This window comes from Pseudomonas sp. E315, from assembly GCF_055406205.1.
In genome coordinates this window covers 1-25,542 of the sequence record NZ_JBUZPJ010000002.1, presented here as the reverse complement: position 1 = coordinate 25,542, position 25,542 = coordinate 1, and the positions used below count along the sequence as shown (strand labels likewise).

Annotated in this window: 25 protein-coding genes; 10 read left to right on the top strand and 15 right to left on the bottom strand. The window is 58.5% G+C overall.

The annotated features are described in order from the left end of the window. The 3 genes from ACZRJQ_RS03420 to cyoE are packed head-to-tail and all read left to right on the top strand — an operon-like array spanning position 1 to position 1,852. Positions 1-627: a cytochrome o ubiquinol oxidase subunit III gene (locus ACZRJQ_RS03420; protein WP_463977020.1), complete on the top strand. Its 627-nt coding sequence runs from the start codon at positions 1-3 to the stop codon at positions 625-627. Next, the gene (gene cyoD, locus ACZRJQ_RS03415; protein ID WP_463977019.1) at positions 628-954 is read left to right on the top strand and encodes a cytochrome o ubiquinol oxidase subunit IV; all 327 of its coding nucleotides are present in this window, start codon (positions 628-630) and stop codon (positions 952-954) included. A 10-nt stretch (positions 955-964) separates the two neighbouring features. Continuing rightward, positions 965-1,852 (top strand): heme o synthase, encoded by an 888-nt coding sequence (gene cyoE / locus ACZRJQ_RS03410; protein WP_463977018.1) that lies wholly within the window; start codon positions 965-967, stop codon positions 1,850-1,852. 83 nt (positions 1,853-1,935) lie between these two features. Here cyoE and ACZRJQ_RS03405 read toward each other — a convergent pair whose 3' ends face one another. The 7 genes from ACZRJQ_RS03405 to ACZRJQ_RS03375 all read right to left on the bottom strand — a co-directional run bounded on the left by ACZRJQ_RS03405 (position 1,936) and on the right by ACZRJQ_RS03375 (position 12,025). Then, positions 1,936-3,282: a spinster family MFS transporter gene (locus tag ACZRJQ_RS03405; protein ID WP_463977017.1), complete on the bottom strand. Its 1,347-nt coding sequence runs from the start codon at positions 3,280-3,282 to the stop codon at positions 1,936-1,938. Between the two features lie 40 nt (positions 3,283-3,322). Continuing rightward, the gene (locus ACZRJQ_RS03400; RefSeq protein ID WP_463977016.1) at positions 3,323-4,783 is read right to left on the bottom strand and encodes an amidase; all 1,461 of its coding nucleotides are present in this window, start codon (positions 4,781-4,783) and stop codon (positions 3,323-3,325) included. Positions 4,784-4,852: 69 nt separating this feature from the next. Further along, a complete protein-coding gene (locus ACZRJQ_RS03395; protein ID WP_463977015.1) occupies positions 4,853-6,151 on the bottom strand; it encodes a carbohydrate porin in 1,299 nt (432 codons plus the stop codon). Between the two features lie 272 nt (positions 6,152-6,423). Then, positions 6,424-7,935, bottom strand: a complete 1,512-nt coding sequence (gene pdxR, locus ACZRJQ_RS03390; protein ID WP_463977014.1) for a MocR-like pyridoxine biosynthesis transcription factor PdxR — start codon at positions 7,933-7,935, stop codon at positions 6,424-6,426. Between the two features lie 7 nt (positions 7,936-7,942). Beyond that, complete coding sequence (locus tag ACZRJQ_RS03385) at positions 7,943-9,343, bottom strand: efflux transporter outer membrane subunit (RefSeq protein ID WP_463977013.1); 1,401 nt, start codon at positions 9,341-9,343, stop codon at positions 7,943-7,945. Between the two features lie 2 nt (positions 9,344-9,345). After that, entirely contained in the window at positions 9,346-10,932 is a 1,587-nt protein-coding gene (locus ACZRJQ_RS03380; RefSeq protein WP_463977012.1) for a DHA2 family efflux MFS transporter permease subunit, read from the bottom strand. Then, positions 10,925-12,025 (bottom strand): HlyD family secretion protein, encoded by a 1,101-nt coding sequence (locus tag ACZRJQ_RS03375; protein ID WP_463977011.1) that lies wholly within the window; start codon positions 12,023-12,025, stop codon positions 10,925-10,927. The genes ACZRJQ_RS03380 and ACZRJQ_RS03375 overlap by 8 nt, the downstream gene beginning before the upstream one ends. 107 nt (positions 12,026-12,132) lie before the next feature. On the opposite strand from ACZRJQ_RS03375, the gene ACZRJQ_RS03370 reads away from it, so the two are divergent. Continuing rightward, positions 12,133-12,828, top strand: a complete 696-nt coding sequence (locus ACZRJQ_RS03370) for a CerR family C-terminal domain-containing protein (RefSeq protein ID WP_463977010.1) — start codon at positions 12,133-12,135, stop codon at positions 12,826-12,828. Positions 12,829-12,888: 60 nt separating this feature from the next. Here the strand turns inward: ACZRJQ_RS03370 and ACZRJQ_RS03365 are convergent, their stop codons facing one another. The 3 genes from ACZRJQ_RS03365 to tauA form a co-directional block, all read right to left on the bottom strand. Then, the gene (locus tag ACZRJQ_RS03365; protein ID WP_463977009.1) at positions 12,889-13,758 is read right to left on the bottom strand and encodes an ABC transporter permease subunit; all 870 of its coding nucleotides are present in this window, start codon (positions 13,756-13,758) and stop codon (positions 12,889-12,891) included. After that, on the bottom strand, positions 13,758-14,594 hold the full coding sequence (locus ACZRJQ_RS03360) for a taurine ABC transporter ATP-binding protein (protein WP_463977008.1): 837 nt from the start codon (positions 14,592-14,594) through the stop codon (positions 13,758-13,760). Before ACZRJQ_RS03360 ends, ACZRJQ_RS03365 begins: the two co-directional genes overlap by 1 nt. A 98-nt stretch (positions 14,595-14,692) precedes the next feature. Next, positions 14,693-15,697: a taurine ABC transporter substrate-binding protein gene (tauA, locus tag ACZRJQ_RS03355; RefSeq protein ID WP_463977007.1), complete on the bottom strand. Its 1,005-nt coding sequence runs from the start codon at positions 15,695-15,697 to the stop codon at positions 14,693-14,695. A gap of 182 nt (positions 15,698-15,879) precedes the next feature. Between tauA and pdxR (ACZRJQ_RS03350) the strand changes: the two genes are divergently transcribed. Beyond that, positions 15,880-17,400 (top strand): MocR-like pyridoxine biosynthesis transcription factor PdxR, encoded by a 1,521-nt coding sequence (pdxR, locus tag ACZRJQ_RS03350; protein WP_463977006.1) that lies wholly within the window; start codon positions 15,880-15,882, stop codon positions 17,398-17,400. Positions 17,401-17,457: 57 nt separating this feature from the next. Here the strand turns inward: pdxR (ACZRJQ_RS03350) and aptA are convergent, their stop codons facing one another. Next, a complete protein-coding gene (aptA, locus tag ACZRJQ_RS03345) occupies positions 17,458-18,768 on the bottom strand; it encodes an omega-aminotransferase AptA (RefSeq protein WP_463977005.1) in 1,311 nt (436 codons plus the stop codon). Between the two features lie 188 nt (positions 18,769-18,956). Between aptA and ACZRJQ_RS03340 the strand changes: the two genes are divergently transcribed. Both ACZRJQ_RS03340 and ACZRJQ_RS03335 read left to right on the top strand, forming a co-directional pair. Further along, entirely contained in the window at positions 18,957-19,694 is a 738-nt protein-coding gene (locus tag ACZRJQ_RS03340; protein WP_463977004.1) for a sulfite exporter TauE/SafE family protein, read from the top strand. Positions 19,695-19,713: 19 nt separating this feature from the next. Further along, entirely contained in the window at positions 19,714-20,478 is a 765-nt protein-coding gene (locus tag ACZRJQ_RS03335; protein WP_463977003.1) for an SDR family oxidoreductase, read from the top strand. Here the strand turns inward: ACZRJQ_RS03335 and ACZRJQ_RS03330 are convergent. Together ACZRJQ_RS03330 and ACZRJQ_RS03325 are read right to left on the bottom strand one after the other, a co-directional pair. Next, on the bottom strand, positions 20,432-21,259 hold the full coding sequence (locus ACZRJQ_RS03330; protein WP_463977002.1) for a hypothetical protein: 828 nt from the start codon (positions 21,257-21,259) through the stop codon (positions 20,432-20,434). The two genes, ACZRJQ_RS03335 and ACZRJQ_RS03330, sit on opposite strands and share 47 nt — an antisense overlap. 110 nt (positions 21,260-21,369) lie before the next feature. Beyond that, a complete protein-coding gene (locus ACZRJQ_RS03325) occupies positions 21,370-21,822 on the bottom strand; it encodes an Lrp/AsnC family transcriptional regulator (protein WP_463977001.1) in 453 nt (150 codons plus the stop codon). A gap of 167 nt (positions 21,823-21,989) precedes the next feature. Here ACZRJQ_RS03325 and ACZRJQ_RS03320 point away from each other — a divergent pair, with 167 nt between their 5' ends. Together ACZRJQ_RS03320 and ACZRJQ_RS03315 are read left to right on the top strand one after the other, a co-directional pair. Beyond that, positions 21,990-22,616, top strand: a complete 627-nt coding sequence (locus ACZRJQ_RS03320) for a LysE family translocator (RefSeq protein ID WP_463977000.1) — start codon at positions 21,990-21,992, stop codon at positions 22,614-22,616. Positions 22,617-22,728: 112 nt separating this feature from the next. After that, a complete protein-coding gene (locus ACZRJQ_RS03315) occupies positions 22,729-23,118 on the top strand; it encodes a c-type cytochrome (RefSeq protein ID WP_463976999.1) in 390 nt (129 codons plus the stop codon). Here the strand turns inward: ACZRJQ_RS03315 and ACZRJQ_RS03310 are convergent, their stop codons facing one another. Both ACZRJQ_RS03310 and ACZRJQ_RS03305 read right to left on the bottom strand, forming a co-directional pair. Next, the gene (locus tag ACZRJQ_RS03310) at positions 23,119-23,448 is read right to left on the bottom strand and encodes a hypothetical protein (protein WP_463976998.1); all 330 of its coding nucleotides are present in this window, start codon (positions 23,446-23,448) and stop codon (positions 23,119-23,121) included. 228 nt (positions 23,449-23,676) lie between these two features. Beyond that, positions 23,677-24,360: an AbiV family abortive infection protein gene (locus ACZRJQ_RS03305; protein ID WP_463976997.1), complete on the bottom strand. Its 684-nt coding sequence runs from the start codon at positions 24,358-24,360 to the stop codon at positions 23,677-23,679. A gap of 118 nt (positions 24,361-24,478) precedes the next feature. Between ACZRJQ_RS03305 and ACZRJQ_RS03300 the strand changes: the two genes are divergently transcribed. Then, positions 24,479-25,108, top strand: coding sequence for a hypothetical protein (locus ACZRJQ_RS03300; RefSeq protein WP_463954987.1), 630 nt, complete (start codon positions 24,479-24,481; stop codon positions 25,106-25,108). Positions 25,109-25,542: the final 434 nt, after the last annotated feature.

Here is a 25,542-nt window from a genome sequence, read left to right as displayed (position 1 = left end):
ATGTCGAACTTAGCGACCACTGCTGGACACGCTCATGGTCATGACCATGGGCACGATGACCATCACCACGACTCGGGCGAGACAACCATCTTTGGTTTCTGGCTCTACCTGATGACCGACTGCATTTTGTTTGCATCGATCTTCGCGGTATATGCGGTACTGGTTAACAACGTAGCGGGTGGCCCGTCGGGCCACGACATCTTCGAGCTGCCTTACGTACTGGGTGAAACTGCCCTGTTGCTGTTCAGCTCGATCACCTACGGCTTCGCCATGCTGGCGTTGTTCAAGGGCAAAAAGAATCAGGTTCTGTTCTGGTTGGGCATGACCTTCCTGTTCGGTGCCGGCTTCATCGGCATGGAAATCAACGAGTTCCACATGTTGATCTCCGAAGGCTACGGCCCTAGCCGCAGCGGCTTCCTGTCCGGGTTCTTCACCCTGGTCGGCACCCACGGTCTTCACGTGACCAGCGGTCTGATCTGGATGGCGGTCATGATGTATCAGGTGCAGAAAAACGGCCTGACCTCGACCAACAAAACCCGTCTGAGCTGCCTGAGCTTGTTCTGGCACTTCCTGGACGTGGTGTGGATCTGCGTATTCACCGTTGTTTACCTGATGGGGACTCTGTAAATGGCTAACGCACATTCTGACGGCGCGAACCACGGCAGCGTGAAGTCCTACGCAATTGGCTTCATCTTGTCGGTGATCCTGACTGTCATTCCGTTTGGGCTGGTGATGTACCCATCGCTGCCTAAAGCAACCACTTTGGCGATCGTACTGTTGTTCGCCATCGTGCAAGTGATTGTTCACCTGGTGTACTTCCTGCACCTGGACCGTTCGCCTGCACAACGCAATAACGTCACTGCGCTGGTGTTTGCCGCGCTGGTTATTGTGCTGCTGGTGGGCTTGTCCCTGTGGATCATGTTCAGCATCCACACTGTAATGATGGCGAAGTGAGGTAAGCCCGATGTCCTTTAAGCACTTTATCCAAATCACCAAACCAGGGATCATTTTCGGTAACGTGCTTTCTGTGGCAGGCGGGTTCTTCCTGGCCTCGAAGGGGCATTTCGATCTTGCCATCTTCCTGGCTGCGGTGATCGGCACCTCCTTGGTGGTTGCGTCCGGTTGCGTGTTTAACAACTGCATCGACCGCGACATTGACATCAAAATGGATCGCACCAAGAACCGCGTACTGGTGCAAGGCCTGATCTCCCTCAAGGTGGCGTTGATTTACGCCACCTTGTTGGGGGTGGCAGGTCTGGCCCTGCTGTATCGCGTGGCTAACCCGCTGGCGGCTTTGTTCGCAGCGATTGGCTTTGTGATCTACGTAGGCTTGTACAGCCTGTACTTCAAGCGCAAGTCGGTTCACGGCACGCTGATTGGCAGTCTGTCGGGTGCAATGCCGCCAGTGATTGGCTACGTGGCTGTGAGTAACAGCTTCGATTTGGCCGCACTGACGTTGCTGGTGATGTTCAGCCTGTGGCAGATGCCGCATTCCTACGCCATCGCGATCTTCCGCTTCAACGATTACCTGGCCGCATCGATTCCGGTGTTGCCAGTGAAGCGCGGGATCAAGGTTGCCAAGAAGCACATCCTGCTTTACATCCTCGCGTTCCTGATCGCGACCTTGATGCTCACCCTCGGCGGTTACGCCGGTATGAGCTACATGGCCGTAGCAGCCGCGATGGGCATGTACTGGCTGTACATGGCGTGGACGGGCTACAAAGCTGTCGACGACAAGGTGTGGGCACGCAAGTTGTTCGTGTTCTCGATCTTCACCATCACCGCCCTGAGCGTCATGATGTCTTTGGATTTCAAAGTGCCTGCCGAGTTGTTACTGACTTACGCACACTGAGTTAACCAGACAAAAAATCCCCGCCCTTCGAAAGAAGCGCGGGGATTTTTTTGCCCGCTAAAACCCTTGCTGTCGCTGGGCTCTCAGGCCGTGGTCGGCACTTTGACCATCGGTATTGCGGGCACTCTGTTCGTTATGCCTGAGGCAATGCCATAAGGGCGTAACACACTGACCAATAGCCCACTGGCCAGAACATAACCACTGGCACAAATCACCAGTGCCCAACGCAGTGCATCGGCACCCAGCATCGGGGTCAGATGATCACTCAAAACGCCCACCGCTAGCGGCCCGAACCCCGCACCCAGCGCCATGATCCCGAAGTTGTACAGCGCAATCATGGTCGCCCGGCGCTCGGGAACCACCAGCTGTGCAATGGCGGTGTAACTGGGGGCCATCCACCACATGCCGAACACCGACATGGCGAACATGAAGATGGCTGCCTGCGGCACTTGCAACGCGCCCAATGCCCAGGGATTGCCGGCCGGGTACAACGCAAAGGCCACCGCCATAGGGCAAGCGAGCAGTGCGCCAACAATCGGTACGCCCAACTGCCAGCGACTGTCGCGCTGGGCCAGATGTGCACTCAGCCAGCCGCTGGACAATGAACCGATAATGGCGCCCGGCCCGGCGGCCAGCCCCATGATGATCCCCGCATCTTTGAGCGACAGCCCGTGACTGCGCACCAGAAACGCCGTGCTCCAGATGCTGAAGGCGTAACTGGCAAATGCCAGCAAGGCTCCGGCCACGGCAATGCGCACAAAGGTCGTTGACTGCCAGGCCACGCGCATCACTTGCATCACGCTCTCGTGGGGCAGGGCTGGCCGCGCTTGTTGCGCCTGTTCCCAGAGCCCACGCAGTGGTTCGGTGGCCGTCAGGCGCAGCAACACGGCGGCAATGATCCCCGGGATCGCCATCCAGATAAACGCTTCGCGCCAACCGTGGTAATAGGCGATATAGGCTCCCAGGCTCATGCCCAGCAGTGCGCCGATGGGCGCGCCGAGCATGAACACGCTGATGGCCTTGGCCCGTTGATGCGGCGGGTAAAGGTCGGCGATGATCGACATCGAGGCCGCGCCGCTGCCCGACTCACCCACCGCCACGCCGACCCTGGCCAGCGCCAGTTGCCAGAAGTGGTTGGCCATGCCGCAGAGCATGGCCATCACGCTCCAGAACGCGCAGCACCAGCCGATCAGGTTGCGCCGGTGAGCGCGGTCAGCGTAACGCCCCAGTGGGATCGCAAACCCGCAGTACACCAGAGCGAAGGCCAGTCCCGTGAGCAGGCCGATCAGGGTGTCGGAAACGTGGAATTCGGCTTTGATCGGTTCAATCACCACGCCCATGACCTGACGATCTATGAGGCTAACCGCTGAAATGAGGAACAACACAAACAAGGTGTAATGACGGCGCAATCCGCTGACTTTGGTATTCATGGTTTCAATCCCATCGAGCAGGGTTCATCGGTTGAGTGTGTTACAGCGGTGCGCGTCGAGCAGCCCAAGGGCAGGCCTGTTCGAGTTGTCCGGCCAATTGAAACAACAGGTCTTCGCGGCACAGCGCTGCCGTGAACATCATGCCGATGGGCAGCCCTTCGCGGCTGGAGCCCAACGGCACCGACATTGACGGTTGACCACTGACATTGGCCAGCACGCTATAGCCGATACTGCCTACGATGCCCTGGATGTAATCCTCGTAGCGGTGATCCAGACTGGCCCGCGACAACGGTGGCGTGACGCAGGACGTTACCGGGCTGAGCAGGATGTCGTAATCGTCGAACACGCGCTCCATGCAACTGCCGACGTGTTCAAAGTCGCGTCGCGCACGGTACAGGTTTTCAGCCGTGGCGGACGTGGCGTTGGTGACCAGATGGCGGCTTACAGGTTGCAGTTCGTCATTGCGCGCAGGGCGCCCGAGGGCTGCTTCGCGATCACGTACGGCGGCCAGCAACGCGGCGGCGCCAACTGCTCCGTGCGCGCCATATACCCGCTGGGGATCAATCGGCAGGGTCAAGGGCTCAACTCGGTGTCCGAGGCCCAACAGCAATTCAACAGTAGTGTGCAGAATTGAACGTATGTCGGCGTCCAGTTCAACGCCAGTCATGGCTTGCTCGATCAGCCCGATGCGCAAGGAGTGGGGAGCACGTTGTACCGCTTCGCTGAAGCTGACGGCTTGCGGTGCCAGCCAGTAAGGGCTGCCGGGTTCATGGCCGTGGCTGATGTCCAGCAGCAGCGCCGAGTCGCGCACGCTGCGTGAGATCACATGACCGCAACTGGCACCGAACCAGCCTTCAAAGGTGTTGGGGCCTTGCGGGGTGCGGTAACGCGTGGGCTTGAGACCAAACACGCCGCAGTACGAGGCGGGGATGCGGATTGACCCTCCGCCGTCGGTGGCGTGAGCCACGGGCACGATACCGGCTGCTACAGCAGCCGCCGCCCCGCCGGATGAACCGCCCGCGCTGTGAGCCAAGCTCCAGGGGTTGCAGGTTTTACCCCATAAGGCCGATTCGGTGGTAGTGGTCAGGCCGAACTCGGGGCTGCTGGTCTTGCCGAAAATCAGCATGCCGGCTGCTTCGTAACGCTGCACCAAGGTGCTGTCGTAGAGGCTCGGCGGGCTTTGGGCTAGCAGGCGCGAGCCATTGGTGGTCACGGTGCCCGCCAGATAGATATTCAAATCCTTGAGCAGCATCGGCACCCCGGCCAGTGCGCCCAGCCGCTCGGTGCCTGCGGTGCGCCGTGCCGCCAGCACCCTTGCGCCATGATCGTCGTGACGCATGTTGACTGCATTGACGCGCGAGTTGACCTCATCGCAACGGGCCTGTGCGGCCTTGAGCAGTGCGCCGGGGTTGATCTCGCCACTGTGAACGGCGGCGGCCATAGCCGTGGCGTCCAGTGCCAGATAATCGTTGCGGTGCAGGTGGTTCAATTCGTGGTTCATGAAAAATGGCCTCGCGAACGCACTTCGACCTGAGCGTGAACAGGGCAAAGTGAAGGGGTTTAGGGCGTCTTAAAACAGGAAGTTCAGCGATTCCTGTAACAACAAGGCGTCGGAGTGGATCGGCGTAAACACCGGGTTTTTGGTGTAGGTCAGACCGCTGATCAAATACACCCCGGGGAACAGCCGCGCGGCGTACGAGGTGGTTACGGCCAGGGTGTAGGGGGCTGCTTCCAGCCCGTAGCGGGTAGTGGCGTCACGCAGGTCGCGGCTGTAATAACTTTTGGTCAGGCCCACGGCCGCCATGTCGGCGGGGCGGCTGGCAAACGGCCCCAGGTTGAAGGCGCTGACCTGAAAGGCCTTGTTGATGGCGTTCACCGAGTCCGGCGAGTAATCGATCTTGCTGTCCACATACCAGCCCCGGGCATCGTTGTAGGGTTTGGTGACCTGTACGGTTTCAGCCAGATACACGCCGTAGTTGTTATCTGACTGTTCGCCGGTTTTGAACTCGGTGTAATGGCTGGTGTTGTACATCGCCCCGGCGCGTAACCACATGGCGTTGGTGGTCGCCGACGGGCCTTGTTTATAGCCCGCTTCGTTGATAACCATCGCCCGTGCATCCTTGACCTTGAAGCTCAGACCACTGGGGTTGAGGTCGATGTCTTTCTGGATGCCTTCGGGGCTGACACTGCGGGTCACGGCGGTGCTGTTGTAGAAGTGCAAAGACGGGTCGCGCACGATCACGTTCACGGTGGGCGTCGGTTCGGTGGCCGACATCCCGACTTGAAACGGCACCACGCTGCTTGGGCCCAGCGCCGCGGTGGAGGCGCTGCCGCCAAGTGCCATGCCGTAGAACAGGCGTACACCGGGGATAAACCCGTATTCGAGCTCCAACTGGTGATTGAAGAAGGACTGATTGATGGCAAACACCGACACGGTTTTGACCCGCGGATTGGCGGGGGTGTAGGTCGAGTCTACCCAGTTGCCGGCCAGGGTCAGTTGGGCGTCATTGGCAAAGCCGATGCGGGTCAGGTCGTAGGTCAGGTACAGATTGAGCGAGGTGTTGTAGCTAGGGTTTTGCCCGTTATACACCTGTTTTTTCGCGTTATTGCCCAGCACGTCATAGGTGTAGCCGTTGTACGAGGTGGCGGTAAAGCCGATGCCATACTCGGCCAATTCATTACGCAGCCCCCATAGGTCGGGGTTGATGCGGGCGCAGATGGGCACGTTCTTGAACGACAGCTCGGCGCGGGTCAGCAACTTTTCGTATTGTGCGCATTCGGGAGCGGCGGGTGCGTCGGTGGCTTGTGCATGATGAGCAAACGCCAAGGCGGCGAGGCTGACAGCTAACGGATATTTTGGGTAGAACATGGTCAGAGCTTCCCATCCTTTAAGTGTTGTTTTCAGGACGACGCCAAGAGGTTTGGTGGTCAGCATTTATGCTGCATATTCATGACCAGCGAATGGGGCCAACGGGGTTTATCGATAGGGCCAGGTCTGGACGCCAAGTCCTTGTGAGATTCTGCCCGCTGGCGAAGGCATCACTGCGGTGTGCTTGAAACACCTTGCGGCCTGCTTCGCTGGCAAGCACGCGTCCTCAGCAGGTGGGTGACTGATCAGGGCTCGCTTGTGGGGCAAATTACTCAGGAACGCACAATTGCGGGTCGTTTGGCGTGAGCATTGATCACCAGTCCAAGCTCGCGAATACCCGGCGCGATCAGTTCTTGGGCGATGGAGCCAAACCCCAGCCGCACGCTGGGTCGGGCCAGAGTGTCGGGCTCAAAGCAGAAGGCATTGCCTGGATCAAACAGCACGCCTTTGGCCACTCCCGCGTAATACAAACTGAGCAGGTCATGCTCGCCTGCCAGGGTGAGCCATAAGGTCGCGCCGCCGTCGGGCATGCTGAACTGCGCGTCGGGCAGGGCTTCGCGCAAGGCGCGGGTCAATAACTGGGCCCGCAGCTGGAGTTTCTCCCGGGCTTGTTGCAGCAAGCGGTCGTAGTGGCCCTGCTGGATAAACAGCGCGGCGGTGATTTGGTTGTTGCCGGGGATCTGGCGAATCATCAGCCGTTGCAACTGACGTAACTGCTCGATCACCGGCGCCGGGGCGACGATGTAGCCGATGCCCAGTCCGGGCGACAGCAGTTTGGACAGGCTGCTGAGGTAAATCACCCGGTCTGCCGGATCAATAGCCTTGAGGGCGGGCAGGGCGCGGCCGTCATATTCCGTTTCGGGGTCGTCATCGTCCTCGAAAATCACCTGATCGTGCTGTTGCGCATGTTCGAGCAGTTCTTGGCGCCGGGCATTGCTCATGGTCACACCCGTGGGGCATTGATAGGCGGGCGTGCAGTACAGGTAATCGCACTGGGCGAGGGCGGGGCTGATCATCAGCCCTTGTTCGTCGATGGCCAGCGATAGCATGTGTGCGCCATCGTGGGCGAACGCATTGCGCGGGTCGCGGAAACCCGGCTCTTCAACGCCGATTACCGTCCCTGGGCGCGCAAACAGCCGCGCCAGCAAGTAAAAGCTCTGTTGCCGACCCAAGGTCAACAGCACCTGATCGTGGGTGGCCGCGATGCCGCGACGGGGCAGCACACGGCGTATCAACTGGTCGATGAGCTGGCTTTCGCCGACGTTCTCTCCCTCTTGCCACCAGCGATTGACCGCTTTCCACTCCAGAGCCTGACGGCTGCATTGGCGCCATTGCGACAGCGGAAATTGCTTGGGGTCGAACTGACCGTAGATGAAGGGATAGCGTACCTGGCGCCAGGTCGGAGGGCGGTCGGCCCACGCCAGGCGTGGTTTGTCGCTGTGCATGCGCGCTGACCAGTCGGGGGGCTGCGCAGCAGGCGCAGGCCAGGGTTGTGCCTGCTGCGTTGGGGGGATGGCGCCGCACACAAAGAAGCCGTCGCGCGGTCGGGAGTCGACATACCCCTCGGCCACCAGGCGCTCATACACCAGCACCGCTGTGTTGCGTGAAACCCCGGCCAGCATCGCCAAATCCCGACTCGACGGCAGGCGCGTGCCCGCTGGCAAGCGGCCCTCCAGCATGGCCGTGACAAAGGCGGTGCACAGCTGCACTTGCAGCGGTTCATCATGCCTGTGCACCTTGGGCAGCAACTGGCGCCACATCAAATCATGCTGGCTGGAGCGCATAAAGATCCTAGAGCGCGGTCGGGGGTTGCCACCCTAACCCAAGACTCTTTTGCAGTGCTATGTAGTCCTTGATCAACTGACCGTCACTGTGAACCCGGTCTTGTTCTGCGTGGTAGCGGGTGCGTTCGGCGTCCAGCCACTCAAGCACGCTGCTGGTGCCAGCACGGTAGCGTTGCTCGGTCAGTTGCGAGGCGCGTACGGCGCTGGTTTCGACCCGCCCCAAAGTGGCCCGGCGCTGGCGCTCGTTGCCATAGCGAGCCAGTGCCACATCGGCATCGCGCAAGGCATTGAGTACGCTGGCTCGGTAATTGGCCCCGGCTTCGTCACGTCCAGCCTCGGCCTGCTCGACTTGGGCCTGTACGCGGCCAAAATCCAGCCAGTTCCATTGCAGGTAAGGCACGCCCAGGGCACTGAGGTTGTCTTTGCGCAACAAATGCCCGGGTTCACTGGCGCTGAAACTCAGGGAGCCAAAGAGGCTGACCTTGGGAAAGGCCGCTGCCTTGCGCTCACCAATTTGCGCCGTGCTGGACGCCAGACGGCGCTCGGCAGCGCGGATGTCCGGGCGCTGCTGCAGGAGCAGCGCAGGGTCGCCAATGTTGACTGTGGCGGGTAGGGCGGGCAGGTCAGCCGCCTGACCCAGAGCAGCATCCACTGCGCCGGGCGGCTGGCCACTGAGCAGGGCCAGCTCATCAAGGGACTCGATCACCTCCAGCTCCAGGGCGATGGAGGCTGCACGGGTGGTTTCGACTTGGGTGGCGATGCGCTCCTTGTCCAGTTGCGAAGCAGTGCCTTGGGCCAGACGTTGCTCGGTGAAGTCCAACAACTGGCGTTCAAGGGCTTCGGACTGACGGGCTATGCGCAGCCGCTGTTGCTGATCGCGCAAGCCGATATAGGCCTGCCCCACCTCGGCGGCCAGTTGCACATGAGCATCAGCCAGATCGGCGCCGACCGCCTCGGCTTCGGCGCTGGCGGCTTCGATGGCGCGCCGGGTGCCGCCGAACAAATCCAGCTCCCAACTGGCGTCAAAACCGCCCAGATACAGGTGCGTAGCCGCGGTAGAGTTGTCGCCCGAGCCGGAGTACAGCGCCGCAGCGGTGGCTGAGCTTTTGGGCATCAGGTCGCTACGTTTTTCAGACAGCCCGGCACGGGCCTGGCGCAGGCGGGCACGGGCAGCGTGCAAGTCAGGGCTGTGGCGCAGGGCGCTGTCGATCAAGCGCTCAAGTGCGGGGTCGTTGAGCGCCAGCCACCACTGCGCCAATTGTGGGGCTTGCGCCTGCGTGCCGGGAGCCAAGCGTGTAAACGCCTTGCCCTGTACGTGGCTGTCGGGGGCGCTGTGGTAGTCCGGGCCCAAGGTACAACCTGCCAATAAAAGCAGGCACAGCAGGCTCAAGGGTTTGAAGGCGATCATGGTCAGTGTCCTGTGCTCAAGGGCGTACCGGCAGGCGGTTTTTTCAGAAATAAACTGAGGGGCAGGCACAGCAACAGCGCGATGCCGAGCACGTAAAAGGTTTCGCTGTACGTCAGCACGTGTGCCTGCACCTGGATCTGCCCGGCCAGTTGGCTCAAGGCCTGAAGTTGGGCGTGGGCGAAGTCGCCGTGCTCGGCAAAGAAGCCTTGGGTGGACGCCGCCAGCTGGTTCTGTGCCTCGATTGATTGCACGCTCACGGCATCGCGCAAGGTGTCGTCGTGGAAACTGGAGCGGCGCTCGATAAAGGTTCCCAGCAGGGCCAGCCCTACCGAGCCGCCTAGGTTGCGCGCCATGTTGTAGATGCCAGCCGCCTCGCCGGCTTCATGGGGCGGCACGCAGCTCATGGATGCTTGGTTGAGCGGCATCATTGCCAGCACCTGACCCAGCCCCAGCAGCAACTGGCTGTGGGTGAAGTTGTCACCCACGCTGTCGGCGGTCAGGCCCATGGCCACAAAACAACTGCTGGCCAAACAGCCCAGGCCGATCATGACCATTACCCGTGTGTCCACGCGGCCGATCAGGCGTGGCAAGACTGGCATCATCAAGAAGGCCGGCAACCCCGACATCAGCATGACCGCGCCCGATTGCTGAGCGTTAAAACCGGCGATATTGCTCAGAAACTGCGGCAGCACAAAGGCTACGCAGTACAGCCCGCAGCCGACCACAAACACAATGGCGATCACGCTGGCAAAGCGCGGGTTGAGCAACAAGCGTAGCCGCACGATGGGGGCTTTTGAGCGCTTTTGCGCCACCAGCAGCAAGGCAATGCCTGCCATCGCCAACAGACTCAGAGCGATGATGTGGGAGGACTCGAACCAGCGTTCACGATTGCCCTCTTCCAGCACCACGGTCAGTGCGCTGAGGCCCACCGTGAGGCCGATGATTCCCAGCCAATCAGCCTTGAAAAACGCCTGCCAGTCACACGCGCTTCTGTTCAGGCCGGTGAGCATCACCAGCAACAACGCACACACCGGAATATTCAGGAAAAAGCACCAGCGCCAGCTGAAGTTTTCCGTCAGGGTGCCGCCCAGTACCGGGCCCAGCAGTGGCCCGAGCAGTACGATCAGCCCGAACAGGGTCATGCCCACCGGCATTTGATGGCGGGGCAGGCGCGTGGCGACCAGCACTTGAGCGGTGGGAATCATGGCACCGCCAGCAAAGCCTTGGCCAAGGCGTCCGACAACCATTTGCGGCAAGGTTTCGCTGATGCCGCAGAGGATCGAAAACAGGCTGAACAGGATCGCGTTGCCGATCAGGAAATTGCGTAATCCGAACACCCGCGTCAGCCATGCAGTCAGCGGGATCATGACGATTTCGGCCATCAGGTAGCCGGTGGAAATCCACGTGCCTTCGGTGCCCGACGCGCCGATTTGGCCCTGGATCTGTGGCAGGGCCGAGTTGGTGATAGAGATATCCAGGGTGGCCATTAACGCCCCCAATGCGCCGGCCAACACCACGATCCAGTCGCCGGTGCTGGCATTTACCCGTGGCGGGTTCAACGCTGCGGGGGCAGCCGCCGCGCTAGCCACGAGGCTGGGCCGCGTGGCTACGGGTGTCGACCTCGACCGTGGCCGAGAGCCCCGGCAACAATTCGATACGGGTATCGGGGTCGTCGTGCAGGCTGATCCTCACGGGCACCCGCTGCACGATCTTGGTGAAATTGCCGGTGGCATTGTTCGAGGGCAGCAGGGCGAATTGCGAACCGGTACCGGGGGACAAGCTCTGCACTGTGCCGTGGAAGATCACACCCGGCCAAGCATCAATATGCACTGCGACCGACTGGCCGGGGTGCATGCGTTCGATCTGGGTTTCCTTGAAGTTGGCGCTCAGGTACACCTCGTCCAGCGGCACAATGCTCATCAGTCGGGTGCCGGGTTGCAGGTATTGCCCCAAGCGTACTGAGCGGCTGCCCACCCGCCCGGCCAGAGTGCTGTAAACCACGGTGTCCTGTTCGTCGAGTCGAGTTTGCCGGGTACTGGCCTGTGCGCTGGCCAATTGTGCTCGGGCCTGTTCGATGGCCGCTTGCTGGGTCTGCAACTGGCGCCGGGCAACGTCTAGAGCCCCAGCTTGGGCTGCCCGCCGGGCACTGGCCTGTTGCAAGGCGTTGCGCAATTCGGCCATGCGCTCCTGGGTTTCGGCCCCGCTCGCGGCCAATGGCGTGTAGCGTTTTACTTGTGCGGCGGCGTACTGCTCGTTGGCGCTTTCACCGTCCAGTTGCGCGTGCACTTGGGCAATGGAGGCGTAGTGCTGAGCCAGTTCCGCTTCGCCCCGGGCGATATCGGCCTCGGCGGCGCGAATGGCCGCTTCGGCCTTTTCCCGAGCGGCCTGGTACGGGCGGGCATCAAGACGAACCAAGGGCTGGCCGACGCTGACTGTCTGGTTATCGCTGACGTAGATCTCCCGCACACTGCCTGCCACTTTGGCCGAAACAGTCAGGCTGTCGGCTTGCAGATAGGCATCGTTGGTGCTTTCGATAAACCGCCCGACGCTCCACCAGTGCGCGCCCCATACCGCTGCGCCAATCACGGCAGCCAGCCCGGCCAGGCTCAAGACCAGAGTTTTACCTGACCGGCGCGTGTGTCGGGCCTTGATCGATTCGTCCAGCGGCTGATGTGAAGTCATGATGTGCTCAATTGTTAGCGGTTGTAACATTTATTACGATCGTTAAAATTATGTCAACTGATATAAATTCAGGCACACTCGCGTCTTCATCGATCAAGGAGGCACCCATGACCAGCACTCACCGGCGGCGTCCCGCTAGCGAAGGCGGCTATAACTGTGGGGATGAAACCAGCGCACGTATTGTGGAAGCAGCGCTGACCCTGTTTGGCGAGCGTGGCTATGAAGGCGCCTCGACCCGTGACATTGCCGAGTTGGCGGGGGTCAATGCACCTGCGCTCAATTACTATTTCAACAATAAGGAAGGGGTGTATCGCGCCTGCACCGAGTACATGGTGGAACGTATTTGGAGCTATTTGGCGTCAACCATTGAGGCGGCACAGGCGCAGTTGGGTGGCCGGCCTGACCCCGAGCAGTTGATCGAAACCTTCTGTGCGATCCAGAGCAAAATCGCTGAATTCATGCTGGTGTCGAACCGCACCAATGGCTGGCGAAAGTTTTACGCACGGGAGCAGGCGGGATTAGGGCCGAGCGCAGGCGAAGAGTTAATCAGCCAGCAGATCGGCCAGCGCCTGATTAGCGTGACCAGCGGAATCATCTCGCGGCTGATAGGGCCGGGGGTGAGCGATGAAGAATGTATCCTGCGCTCCATGACGCTGACCGGGCAGTTGCTGCCGTTCCATCTGACTCGCACCAGCTCACTCGTGGCGCTGGGCTGGGACAGCTTGACCCCGGAGCGTTATGCGACCTTGATCAAAATCGTGCGCGAACAAACAGAAACTTTGTTGCGTGGCCTGGTGCGATAAAGGGCCAGGCGGTTCCCGCCGTGTGCGGGAGCCAACTGGCCAGCGAAGATGTCGGCCCCACTAACCCCGACCTTTCCACGGCACCAACGAGCGCTCCAACCAGCGCATGCCCAAGTCGAACAGTAACGCCAGCACACCGATGACCAAGATGCCCATGATCACCACATCGGTGGCCATGAACTTGGAGGCGGTCAGCACCATAAAGCCCAGCCCGGCAGTGGCTGCCACCATTTCAGCGGCCACCAAGGTGGTCCAGCCAAAGCCGATGGCGATACGCATTCCGGTGAGTATCTCGGGCAAGGCGGCCGGCATGATCACGTACCTGAGCACTTGGCCCCGGCTGGCGCCCATCGAATAGGCCGCGTGGATTTGTTCAATCGCCACCGACTTGACCCCGGCCCGTGCGCTCAGTGCTAACGGGGCGAACATGGCGAGGTAGATCAGCAAAACTTTCGAGCTTTCGCCAATGCCCATCCAGATAACGACCAATGGCAGATATGCCAGCGGCGGCAACGGGCGATAAAACTCAACCAGTGGGTCGAACACGCCCCGGGCCACCCGATTGACGCCCATCAAAATGCCCACCGGAATCGCCGTTAATACCGCCAGTGCAAAGGCACCAAACACCCTTAAGGCGCTCCAGCCAATGTGCGTCAGCAGGCTGGCGTCGGCAAAGCCTTCGCGGCTGACTTCAATGATCTGCGCCCACACGGCTTGAGGAGAGGGTAGAAACAACGGTTTGATCCAGCCGTGATTGGTGGCCATGAACCACAGAGCAAACACCACGCACACGGTGCCAAAGCTGAGCAGCAGGCTTGAACCATTGCCGGGGGCGCCGTATTGCTCGCCGGGTTTAGCGGGCGCGGCACGGCGTAGCTCGCTCAGCGTTCGCAGCACGGCATGGCGCTGTTTTTCGTCTAAAAGGCTCATTACGCCGCCTCCTCATCACCGTGGATGATGCTCAGGATCTGCTCGCGCAGGGCAATAAATTCGGGGCTGGATTTGACCGAGCGTGCATCCCGGCAAGCGAGAAATCGCTGGCCGAAATCCACCTCAAACTCGTGGGTGATACGCCCCGGTCGTGGCGACATGATGATCACGCGCGTGGCCATGAACAGCGCCTCTTCGACGTCATGAGTTATAAAAAACATCATCTTTTGCGTGCGCTGCCAGATCTCCAGAATCAGCTCTTGCAAGCGTTCGCGGGTCAAGGCGTCTAGCGCGCCGAGAGGCTCGTCCAGCAGTAACATTTTGGGGTCGTTGGTCAGGGCGCGGGCGATGCCGACCCTTTGTTGCATGCCGCCAGATAGTTGATACGTGGCGTGGTTGCGGAACTCGGCAAGCCCGGTCAATTGCAAAAAGTGCATGGCCCGCTCGTAACGTTCAGGTTTGGGGATACCGCGCAATTTAAGGCCGAAAGCGACGTTGTCGATGACATTCAGCCACGGCAGCAGTGCGTGTTTTTGGAACACCACGCCCCGTTCTGCACCTGGGCCCGTGACTTGATCGCGCAGTTCGGCACCGTCGATATGAGCAGGCACTTGGCCGTGATAATCCCCCAGCGTAATGACCCCGCTGCTGGGCTGGATAAACCCGGCCATTAAGTTGAGCAGCGTGGTTTTACCGCATCCTGAAGCACCGAGAGCGACCACAAAGTCCCCGGCGGCGATGTCTAAATTGACCCCGGACAAGGCCCTTACCGGCTGGCCTTTTTGCTGCCCTGGATAGAGCACCGAAACATCGTGGATTTTAAGGCTGAGGCTCATGGTTAATTCCTCGCATTAGAGTTGGCCTGCGTGGCAGCCGCGACGGCTGCGATGTATTGCGCGCAGCCTCGGGTAGTGATCGCAGAGTGCGTTGAGGCTTATTGTGTGTTTTGCACAAACGTCGGGTTGATCGCCACGTTGTAGTCAGGCAGCAGCGCCGGGATTTTCTTTTGTGCTTTCAAAAACTCGGCCGTGGCGCTCAGGGCTTTGGCCGCACCACCTCCCATCCAGCTTGCGCTGGCTTGTTCGCGGGCAAGCGGGAACTGGTACAGCGCCAATACCGGTGGCACTTCTTCGGGTTTTGCGCCCGACTGTTTGGATACGTTGATCACTGACTGTGAATCGGCAGTCCAGGTGTTGGGCGCATTCACGTAGTTGGCGGTGCTGTCTTGCAGCACTTGCGTGAAAGCCTGCATGCCCGGGCCGTTCTGGGTGGCGAATGTTTTATCCACGACCAGCCCGTCAAAAGTGGCCTTGCCCCAGCGGGTCAATTGGCCGGACGTCAGCAGCACATGGCCACTTTGTTTTAGGCGACCCAGCGCCGGGTCCCAGATAAACGCCGCATCGATATCGCCGCGCTCCCACGCCGCCGGAATGTCCGAGGGTTGCAGATTGATAACCTTGACCTTGCCCGTCAGACCGAATTGCTCCAGTGCAAACAGCGCGTGAAAGTGAGTGGTTGAAACAAACGGCACAGCCAGGGTTTTGCCCGCCAGATCCTGTGGGGCAACGATACCGCTACCGTTACGCACCACCAGCGCTTCGGCGTCGGCGATGTTGTCGAGAATCCAGAACAATTGCGCGTCTACTCCGCGACTGACGGCCGCTGCAATCGGGCTGCTGCCAGCCACGCCGATCTGCACGTCTCCCGAAGCCATAGCCATCATCACGTCGCCGCCGCTGTCGAAATTACGCCACTTAATATCCCAGCCGGTGGCTTTCTCGAAGGCTTGCTGGGCGATGGCATCTTTCCAGGGGGCAAACATGCTTTGCACGCCGATGGTGACGGTTTGCGCCTGTGCATGGGCCGTCAGGCCTAATGTCAAAGCGGTGAGCGGCAACAAGACAGCACGACGAATCCATTTATTCAGGGGCTTGAGCATGGTGAGGCTCCGAGAAGGGAAGGCGTTATTTAAGTCAGCCCGATCTTAGGGGGTGGCCCGCGGCTTGCTTTAGATCCAGTTGCTGCAATTTGTGGTGCCAGAGGGCGATGCAAGCCTTATGGGCCGAGGGGTACAGCGCATTGGATGCTTCATAACGGGGCGTTGGGTCAGGAGGCTGAACTATGTTGGAGCGCTATTTTCGTCCCTTCGAAACGGGGCGTGGGTTGCAGGAGCAACTGCGCGAAAGCTTGCTCAGCGCAATTCTGGACGGCGCACTGCCGCCCAGCGAGCCATTGCCGTCATCGCGCAAGTTATGTGAGCTGCTTAAGGTGTCACGCAACACGGTGGTGTTGGTCTATGAGCAGTTGGTGCAGGATGGCTATTTGATCCCATCTGATCGACGCGGCTACTTCATCAACGAGAAATACCTGCGTCAGCAACTCAACGTCAGCCTTAAACCGGCCACGGCTCAACTCTTTGAACGCTGCGATCACGCGCCAAACTGGGAAGCACGCCTGCACAGCAGTTCGTCTAGGTTGCGGGCTATCGTCAAACCGCGTAATTGGCGTGAATATCGTTACCCGTTCATCTATGGGCAGGTTGAGGCTGACGAGCAAACCGCGGCACGCTGGCGTGACTGCTCGCGCATCGCCAGCACTGGCGCGCATATGCGCAGTTGGGTCGATGATCAGGTCATGCTCGATGACCCGTTGTTGATTGAGCAAATCATCACGCGCGTGCTGCCCAAGCGTGGCATCAGCGTATCGCCCCAAGAAGTTCTGGTGACCATCGGCACCCAAAACTCGCTGTATATGCTGGCGCAATTGCTTGCGCGGCCGGGGTTGGTGATGGGCCTGGAAGAGCCTGGTTATGTGGATGCGCGCAACATCTTTGGTTTGAGTGGTTGTGAACTCAAACCACTGCGCATAGACCGTCAGGGGTTAGTGGTCAATGAGCAGCTCGATGGTTGCGAAATGGTGTTTTGTACCCCCAGCCATCAATCGCCCACAGGCGTGACCATGCCGCTGTATCGGCGTCTGGAGCTGATGGCCAGCGCCCGTGAACGCGATTTATTAGTCATCGAGGACGACTATGAAAACGAGCAAAACTTCTTGGGCAGCAACCATCCGGCGCTCAAAAGTTTTGATGACAGTGGGCGGGTGATCTATCTGGGCAGTCTGACCAAAAGCCTGCTGCCGGGTGTGCGACTGGGGTTTATTGCGGCCGATGCGGAGTTGATTCATGAGTTGCGGGCGTTGCGGCGTTACATTTATCGGCACCCTCCATCGAACAACCAACGAACCTTGGCGCTGTTTTTATCGATGGGGTATTACGACGCTCATGCGCGACGTTTACGTGACCGACTGGCGCGTAAATGGCGAGTGATGAGCCGTGCTATGGCTGAGCACCTGCCCGAGTTTCATGCCAGTGGCATGGCGGGAGGGTCTTCGTTGTGGGTCAATTGCCCTGTTGGTGTGGATGCGTGGATTTTGCAGCGCCTGGTCGCCAAACATGGGGTGCTGATAGAACCGGGCGATATTCACTACTTGAGTGAAAAGCGGCCCTTGAACTGTTTTCGGCTGGGGTTCGGGGCGATTGCCGAGGAACTGATCGAGCCGGGGATCGCAGCATTGGGTGCGGCTTGGCGACAGATGCAGCTTGCGCAACACCCGCAAGAGCAGCCAAGGGCCGCGGCCATTTGATTGTTTGGCAATCAAGTGGCCGCTGCCTTCAAGCGCTTGAGGGCAATGCTCGACGGTTTATAAAGCCTCACGCCCAAGGGTGTCTTTGAGCACTGCAAACATCGAATCCAGATCGGCTCGGGCTGTGACCAGGGCGGGGGCGAAGATGATCGCATCACCGGTGGTTTTTACGTGTAGCCCAGCCTCGTACAGCGCTCGCTGAACCCGTGCGCCTTTAGCACCCGGCGCTTGATCGGGTGTCAGTTGTATCCCGCTGAGCAGCCCGTAACCTCGTAAGTCGCTGACTTGCGGTAAGCCTTTCAGCGCGCTCAAGGACTCCAGAAAATAAGGCGCCATCTGTGCACCTTTGTTGAACAAATCCTCGTCTTGGTAAATGTCCAGCGACGCCAATGCCGCCGCACAGGCCACTGGGTGCCCAGAATAGGTGTAGCCATGAAACAGCTCCGGGCCTGCGCCTTTGCTGGCATTGACCACAGTGTCATAAACCGATTCGTCGACCGCCACGGCCCCCATCGGAATGGCTCCGTTGGTTAACGCTTTAGCCATAGTGATGAGGTCAGGTTTTACCTCGAAACTTTGCGCTGCAAACGCTTGGCCGGTGCGTCCGAAGCCGGTAATAACTTCATCGAAAACCAGCAAAATGCCGTGTTTGTCACAGATGTCGCGCAGGCGTTTGAGGTAGCCCACAGGCGGCACATACACCCCGATGGACCCGGCGATGGGTTCAACGAAACAGGCGGCAATGCTGTCACCACCGTGCATGGCGATGATCCGCTCCAGGTCGTTGGCCAAGTCTTCACCCTGCTGCGGCTGGCCTAATTGGTAGCGTTGGTCTTCTTGCCAGGTATGGCGCATATGGCTGACGTGAGGTAAGCCGCCGGTTGCGAATGCCTGCCGGTTACGCATCATCCCGGACAGTGCGACGCCGCCAAAATTTACCCCGTGATAAGCCCATTCGCGAGACACAAAGCGCGTGCGCTGTGCTTCGCCTCGGGCACGGTGATAGGCAAGGGCAATCTTCATTGCGCTGTCCACTGACTCGGAGCCGGAGTTAGTAAAAAACAGCTTGTTCAGACCTGTCGGCAACAATTCGCTCAAGCGTTCGGCCAGTTCAAAGGACAGAGGGCTAGCACGCTGAAAATGAGGGGTGAAATCCAGGGTCAGTAACTGCTTGCATACCGCTTCTGCAATCTCGGTGCGGCCGTGGCCTGCCGCGCAGCAAAACAAACCGCTGCTGCCATCAAGCAACGTGCGTCCTTCAGCATTCCAGTAGCGCACGCCCTCGGCGCGGACAAACAACTGCGGCGCACGCTGGAACTCGCGGTTATCGGTGAAAGGCATCCATTGGTGATTCAGATTCGTCGCCATGCGTGTCACTCCTGAGGGGGCCAGACCGGCCAGTTGCTCGCAGCCTAGCCACGGTAAAGGCGAGGGCTTAGATCCAGATGAGCTTTTCGATAGAGCCAGTTCTGGCACCATCGAAAGCGCTGGTTGGATCTAAACCTGCGGGTGCCGGCCTGACTAAAGTGGCGCCACTGAGCACTTCGGAGCCGCGTATGAACCTTGAAACAAGTTGGGCATTAAGCGCGCTGTGTGTGTTGCTTGCCGCTGTGGTGCGAGGGCTCACAGGGTTCGGTTTTGCGGCGATTGCGGTGGTCGGGCTAGCGATGCTTGGCTCGTTGAAACAGGCCGTGCCGCTGGTGCTGATTTTAGAAGTTGCCTCCAGCGTGATGCTGTTGCGCGGTGCTTGGCGTGCGGCGCATTACCGGCTGCTCAGACGCTTGGTGCTGGCGGCCGCGTGCGGCGTGCCCTGTGGGATTTGGTTGTTGACTGGCATCGACAGCGGCGGCCTGACTGTGGGTGTTTACCTGTTAGTCGGGGTGCTGGCGATTCTTGGCCTGGCACGCATTCGCTTGCCGATGAGCGAGGGGCGCGCAGGTGCATGGTTGGTGGGGGGCAGCAGTGGCGCATTGATTGCCGCGTTCAGCATTGGCGGGCCTTTAGTGGTGGCCTGGCTCAGCCACTGCGGATTGCGGGCGCACGTGTTGCGGGCAACGCTGATTATGTTTTTTTTCGCCGTGGATCTTGCGGCGCTGGTCGGGCTGGCAAGCGCTTGGGCGATCCCCGCCAACACGGGCTGGCAAGCGTTGCTGATGCTGCCGGCGTTGCTACTTGGGTTGTGGATCGGGCAGCAATTGTTTTTGCGCATTCAGCCCGAACAAGCCGCCCGCTTTACTCAATGGCTATTGCTGGTGCTGGCAGGCGCAGGCCTGTTGGGGCGTGCGTGGTCCTGAATTGTTAAAGGAGCGATGTATGAAAGCGACTGTTTTTATCACTGGCGCCACATCCGGCTTTGGTGAAGCCTGTGCCCGACGATTTGCGGCAGCAGGTTGGGCGTTGGTGCTGACCGGACGTCGGGCAGAGCGTTTGCAAGCGTTGGCCGATGAGCTTGGCGCACAGACCGAGGTGCTACCACTGATCGTTGACGTGCGTGATCGTGTTGCCATGCAGCAGGCTATCGAACAACTACCGTCGACCTTCAACCGCTTGCGCGGGTTGATCAACAACGCTGGGCTAGCACTGGGCACCACGCCCGCGCAGCAGTGTTCGCTGGATGATTGGGAGACTATGGTCGACACCAACATCAAGGGCTTGCTGTACAGCACGCGCTTGTTATTGCCGCGCTTGATTGCCCACGGCGCAGGGGCGGGCATCGTCAACTTGGGGTCGATTGCGGGCAATTGGCCGTATCCCGGCAGCCACGTGTATGGCGCGAGCAAAGCCTTTGTGCGCCAGTTTTCACTGAACCTGCGTTGCGACTTGCAAGGCACTGGCGTTCGCGTGACCAATCTTGAGCCAGGGTTGTGCGAGAGCGAATTTTCTCAGGTGCGATTTGCCGGAGATCAGAGCAAATACGACGCTTTATACGCGGGTGCCCAAGCCATTCAGCCAGCAGATATTGCCGAAACGATCTTCTGGCTGCTCAACCAACCGGCACACATCAACATCAATAGCCTTGAGCTAATGCCTGTCAGTCAGTCCTGGAGCAACTTTGCGATTGAGCGGGGTCGCACTTAACGGGCGTGGTTTTCAGTCCGGCCTTCCAAGGGGTGTATTCCACCTGTTTGACCACGCTGGTCAGGCCTTGGGGGTTGGCCGAGAAGCCCGGCATAGCATTGAGATTCAGTTGTTTGCATTGCTTGATCAGGTCACCGAGCCAAGGCGCGTTTTGCTTGAACGCTTCTGGGCGCCAGGGGTGAGGGCTCAGGTTGGCGGCACATTCCTGCACGCGGCCTGTGCTGTCTGTCATCAAAAGCAACGTGGCAATGCCGATGCTGTCGACGGGCTGATTGGCCAGCAGGTGTTTGAACATAAAGTCGTTTTGGGCTTGCACCTCAAGCTTGGCCGCACGCAAAGCAGTGTTCTGTGCAGTCATGCCGAACAAGGGGTGTACCAGCACCGGTGCCACGACCTGCTGTGTTGGGTTGTTTTTGTCGAAAAAGAACGCGGGTATTTCCGGGAGTACTGTGGTCCAGCAGATGGGCATCAGCTGTTTGGCCAAGCGCGGGTTGTAAGGAAAATGTTGCGGTGCTACCCATTTGGTGGGCTGAGTGTCGCAGCCGATGACTTCATTTTTGTCGTTAACGGTGAGCAACAAGTTGAATCCCCCACTCAACCCTTGCGTGTTGGCAGGATCAGCGGCTTGTTTGAGCGCATACGAAAGTCTGGCTTCAAACAGGGAGCGAGCTTTTTTGCGATCCTGTTTTTGCTGTGCCGTGAGTGTGGGTTCATGGGAGGTTGACTGGCAGCCCGCAAGCATGAGCGATGCGAGCATAAGGGGAGCGAGGAGCTTAAACATTACGGTCCTTGTATGAGCGTTGGCAGGGGCCGTGCCTTGGCCGATTGTTGAGAGGGGCGCAGTTTATCTTAATCAAGCGCATTAGCATGCGGAGAGGCTGCCTCGTGCGGCTAGAGCGGGAGCACGCGGTCGTGGATGACTTGCTTCATCACCAAGGTTGAGACCAGACGTTGCACGCTGGGTAGCGAGGTTAGATGCTCATCGTAGAGTTGTTGAAATGCGGGAAGGTCTTTGGTGATCACATGCAGCAGGTAATCCGGGTCGCCGAACAACCGTTGTGCATTCACGATCTGCGCAATATTAGGCAGCGCCGCTTCAAAGTCTGCGATGGCTTGGCGAGTCACTTCGCGCAGCGTCACGAAAACGATGGCCGAGAAATTCAGGCCTAACTCACTGGGTGCCAATACGGCTCGATAGCCCAGAATCACACCCGCCTCTTCGAGCGCCCGCACGCGGCGATGGCAAGGTGAAAGGCTCAGCCCTACGCGATCTGCGAGTTCGGTGAGCGAGAGTCTGCCGTCCGTGTGCAGCTCAGCAAGAATCTTTCGGTCTATTCGATCCATTTGGAAGAGCCTTCTTCTATGTAGGACGCTGATTGGGATAAACGAAAGATAATCCTAGCAGTATTTCCTTATTCTTCTCTTGTCCGCCTTTGCTGTTACTGGCATGGCGCGCGCCGCTCGTTTGTTTAAAAAATCGTCGTTTTTGCAGCGTAGAAGGTAAAGATCCGATGACTCTCAGTGTCTTGGCCGCCTTTTGGGTGGTGTCGTTTTTGTTCATCATCACGCCCGGCGCAGACTGGGCCTATGCGATTTCTGCCGGGATGCGCGGGCGTCTGGTTACGCCTGCCGTGGCGGGTTTGCTCTCGGGGCATTTGCTGGCCACAGTTATCGTGGCGGCCGGTGTGGGAGGGCTGGTGAGCCGCAATCCAATGATTTTGACGGTGCTCACTTTGGCGGGGGCTTTGTACCTGTTGTGGTTGGGCGTCGGCATGTTCAGGCATCCACCCGTGCCGGAGTCGGGGGTAGGTCAGGCATCGGATTCCTGGTCGCGCTGTGCCTGGAAAGGGCTGTGTGTCAGTGGGTTAAACCCCAAAGTCTTGTTGTTGTTTTTGGCCCTGTTGCCGCAATTTACTGACCCGTTGTCGACGTGGTCTATCCCGACGCAAATTTTCGCGTTAGGCGCGCTGCATGCGTTCAGTTGTGGCGTGATCTATCTGTTAGTGGGCTTTGGTGCCAAAGCGGTTTTACAAACTCGGCCAAGTGCCGCAAAAAATGTCAGCCGCGTGTCGGGGGTTGCGATGGTCATCATCGCGGCAGTATTGCTCACCGAGCAGGTCATCAAGCACGTTGCTTAGCCGCTGGTGAGTAAGAAGCAGAAGTCACTTCATGTGTTTGGAGGCGTGCAGGCCAGCAGGCATAATCCCCGCCGGAACCTGAATGTAAAACGTGAAGTGGAGTCGCCCCCTAATGAAGCACATCGCCTTAATGGCCAGCGCACTGGCCCTCACGGCCACTCTCTTTAGCGTCTCGGCTGCGGGGGTGGGTGATGCTGAGGCGGGCGCGAAGTTATTCAGCAAAACTTGTGGCGGGTGCCATAGCATTGGGCCGGATGCGCGGGGTGGTTTTGGCCCTCAGCTCACGGGCGTGATTGGGCGGCCTGCTGGCGCCACTGAGGACTACCAATACTCGGACGCCATGAAAAACTCAGGCGTGGTCTGGACGCGGGAAAAGCTGGCCGCCTACATCGAGGCGCCGAAGAAAGTCGTGAGCGGCACACGAATGATTTTTTGGGGTATTAGCGACCCGGAAAAAATCGAGAACTTACTGGCCTACCTTGAAACATTCCAGGCGCAATGATCACTGAATGGCTTTCAAGTAATCCTTGAGCAGAGCCAGTGGGGCGGCCATCTGCGCAATGGTTTGCGCGTTGTCGACGTCAGTAGACAGCTTTTGCAGCTCGCGCCCCATGACCGTGCCCTCGCCGCCTAAAGCGTTCATGGCCAACTTCATGCACTCAGCGACTTTTTGCTGAATGGCTTCGACGTCGCTATTACGTACTAACAACGCAAAAACGTCTTTCTGATAGTCACCCATGACTAAGTCATCGCGCAGAATCGGGCTTTGACCTTCTGTCTCATAGGCCAACTTCAAAGAGAAAAGGGCAACAGTCTCCAGTGACGTTTCCAAGGTGCAGGTTCCTGTGTTGTGCCGCTGGGCGACAATACTCACTTTTCTACAGGCGAAAAAAAAGACCTTGAATTTCAAGGTCTTTTTTTAAGATGGTGCCCGAGGGAGACTCGTGTGTTCTATATAGAACGTGGTCTGTAGCGATATTTGTCGGTTAGGGATACAGGTAGGGATACATAGTCGTAAGTGCTGTACTACACAAAAGGCTGAGCTGGGCGTGAGAACAGGTCAATTGTCCATGCCACCGAGAGCGAACTGCTCCATTTTGTTTGGTCCGGCATCTTTCAAGCCTGCCGCTTGCATAGCTCCATACCAATCGACCAAAGCCTGCTTCATGTGTCGGTCATTCTGCTTCCAAGCAGGCCCAAGATGCTCAACCCACAATGCGATCTCTCGCTCAGTCGTCAAAGCGCCGGAGCTTAAGGTCTCTGCTGTGTTGACGAGCATTTTTGTCAGATCGAGGTCGATGACCTCATCCGGGATTGACCAATGAGCTTTGCTCCCCAAACAGTCAGTGTAGAAACCGACTTGTTTCAGTTGATCCAGAAGCTGTGGATGATCTGATTCCTCGCCAAACAGTGGGCGCATGTTATCGAGAGATCGAGCTCCAGCTGCCACCAGTTGTGGAAGAATCCACTTTAGATTTTTGCTGGTATGAGACCGATATCTCCTCCACTCCGCTTTCAGATCTTGCTCGTTTTTGGCAAAGGCCAATCCGCGAAGAATTGAAATCTTTCCGGCTTCTTCAATGGATAGGATTGCTAGCGATACAGCTGACGGAAGCCGATCAGAATCAAGAAGCAGTCTGGCATCCTTGGTAAGCCGTGCCGCGTTTTGTAATGCTGCGTTCATTCCATTTGCTATTTGAGAAATGGAAAGCGGGCCTTTGTAGCTGTCGAGTTTTTTCTGCATGGCGGCCCTCTCGTGCTTTTAGGGATGAGCGAATGTGGCTGCGCCGGTGATCGGTTCTGCTATAACCGGTCACTGCCCGTGTGGCGCTTGTCAATTATCAAGATAAGAGTGTTCAGCAATGCATTCCAACCAGGCAGTAAGCCAAGCTTTGCAAATTAGATTCGCCGCTTTCGAACGGCACGACAAGGATGATTACGAAAGCGAAGACATCGCCCATGGCGCCGCTCTTCTTGCTTTGGACGTCGGAATCATTACGAATGACTCCTTACTGATCACCCAGGCACAAGAGGTCCTCGCCAGCATTAACCGTAGTCGTCAGCTTGAAGACGAACAGAATGCGCAGTACATGGCCGATAGCTCCGCCGCTTGGGAAGCTTCACAAGAGAAGCACAAGCAGGCGTTTGTAATAGTGAAAGAACTAGTAGGTAAAGAGTTTCATGACCCACGTTGGACTGCGTTGATTGAAGTCTACCAAGATGCGTTCCCGACATTTCTGGTGAGAGATTCGGTCTATGCGAGGATTGGTCCAAAACAGGCAGCTAATCGTCTTCGTCATGAGCTGGCTAAGCTGGTGAAGGACAAGCGGTTGGACAGAGCACCCACGCTGGGGGAGGTACATGCACTGCTGCCTAATGCCAAAGCCATTTTAGAATCGCTCACCGTTGGCTATTTAGAGCGGGCCCTACCGGGTTTTGATTTCCGAGGTCATCCGATCTTGAGTCCTAATAAGGTGCCGGGGACCCTGTGAGCTTTGTAGTTACACGGGGCAGGAAACCCGCGGGATTTTTTTAGCAGCAGGGCACCCAGCTTATTGAAGTTTCAATCGTTGAAATTGAAAGGTATTGAAGAAAATAGGAGGGGTGGGTCTTGGCCCGCAGCAGGGCACTGGATGTGTTGCTGATAGTGAACACCTAGGTGAGTCAACTGGGTCAACCGGTCAAGTGTGGTCAACAAACCTTGGAACCCAGCCACTAACGATTTCCTGCGGGTTACTCGTCCCGTGTCGAGGGAGATTCGTCAGGGGCCCCGGCACAATCTGGGTGCCTGTTAACCTGAGATAACTACCAACCGATTTTTTGCTTTGGTAATCCCCCCATTTCTAATACACGTCAGAAATAGAGGTCAGGCCACCAGGGCCAATTTCTGTTTAGGGGTGATGCCGCCGAGGGCCATATTCGGACG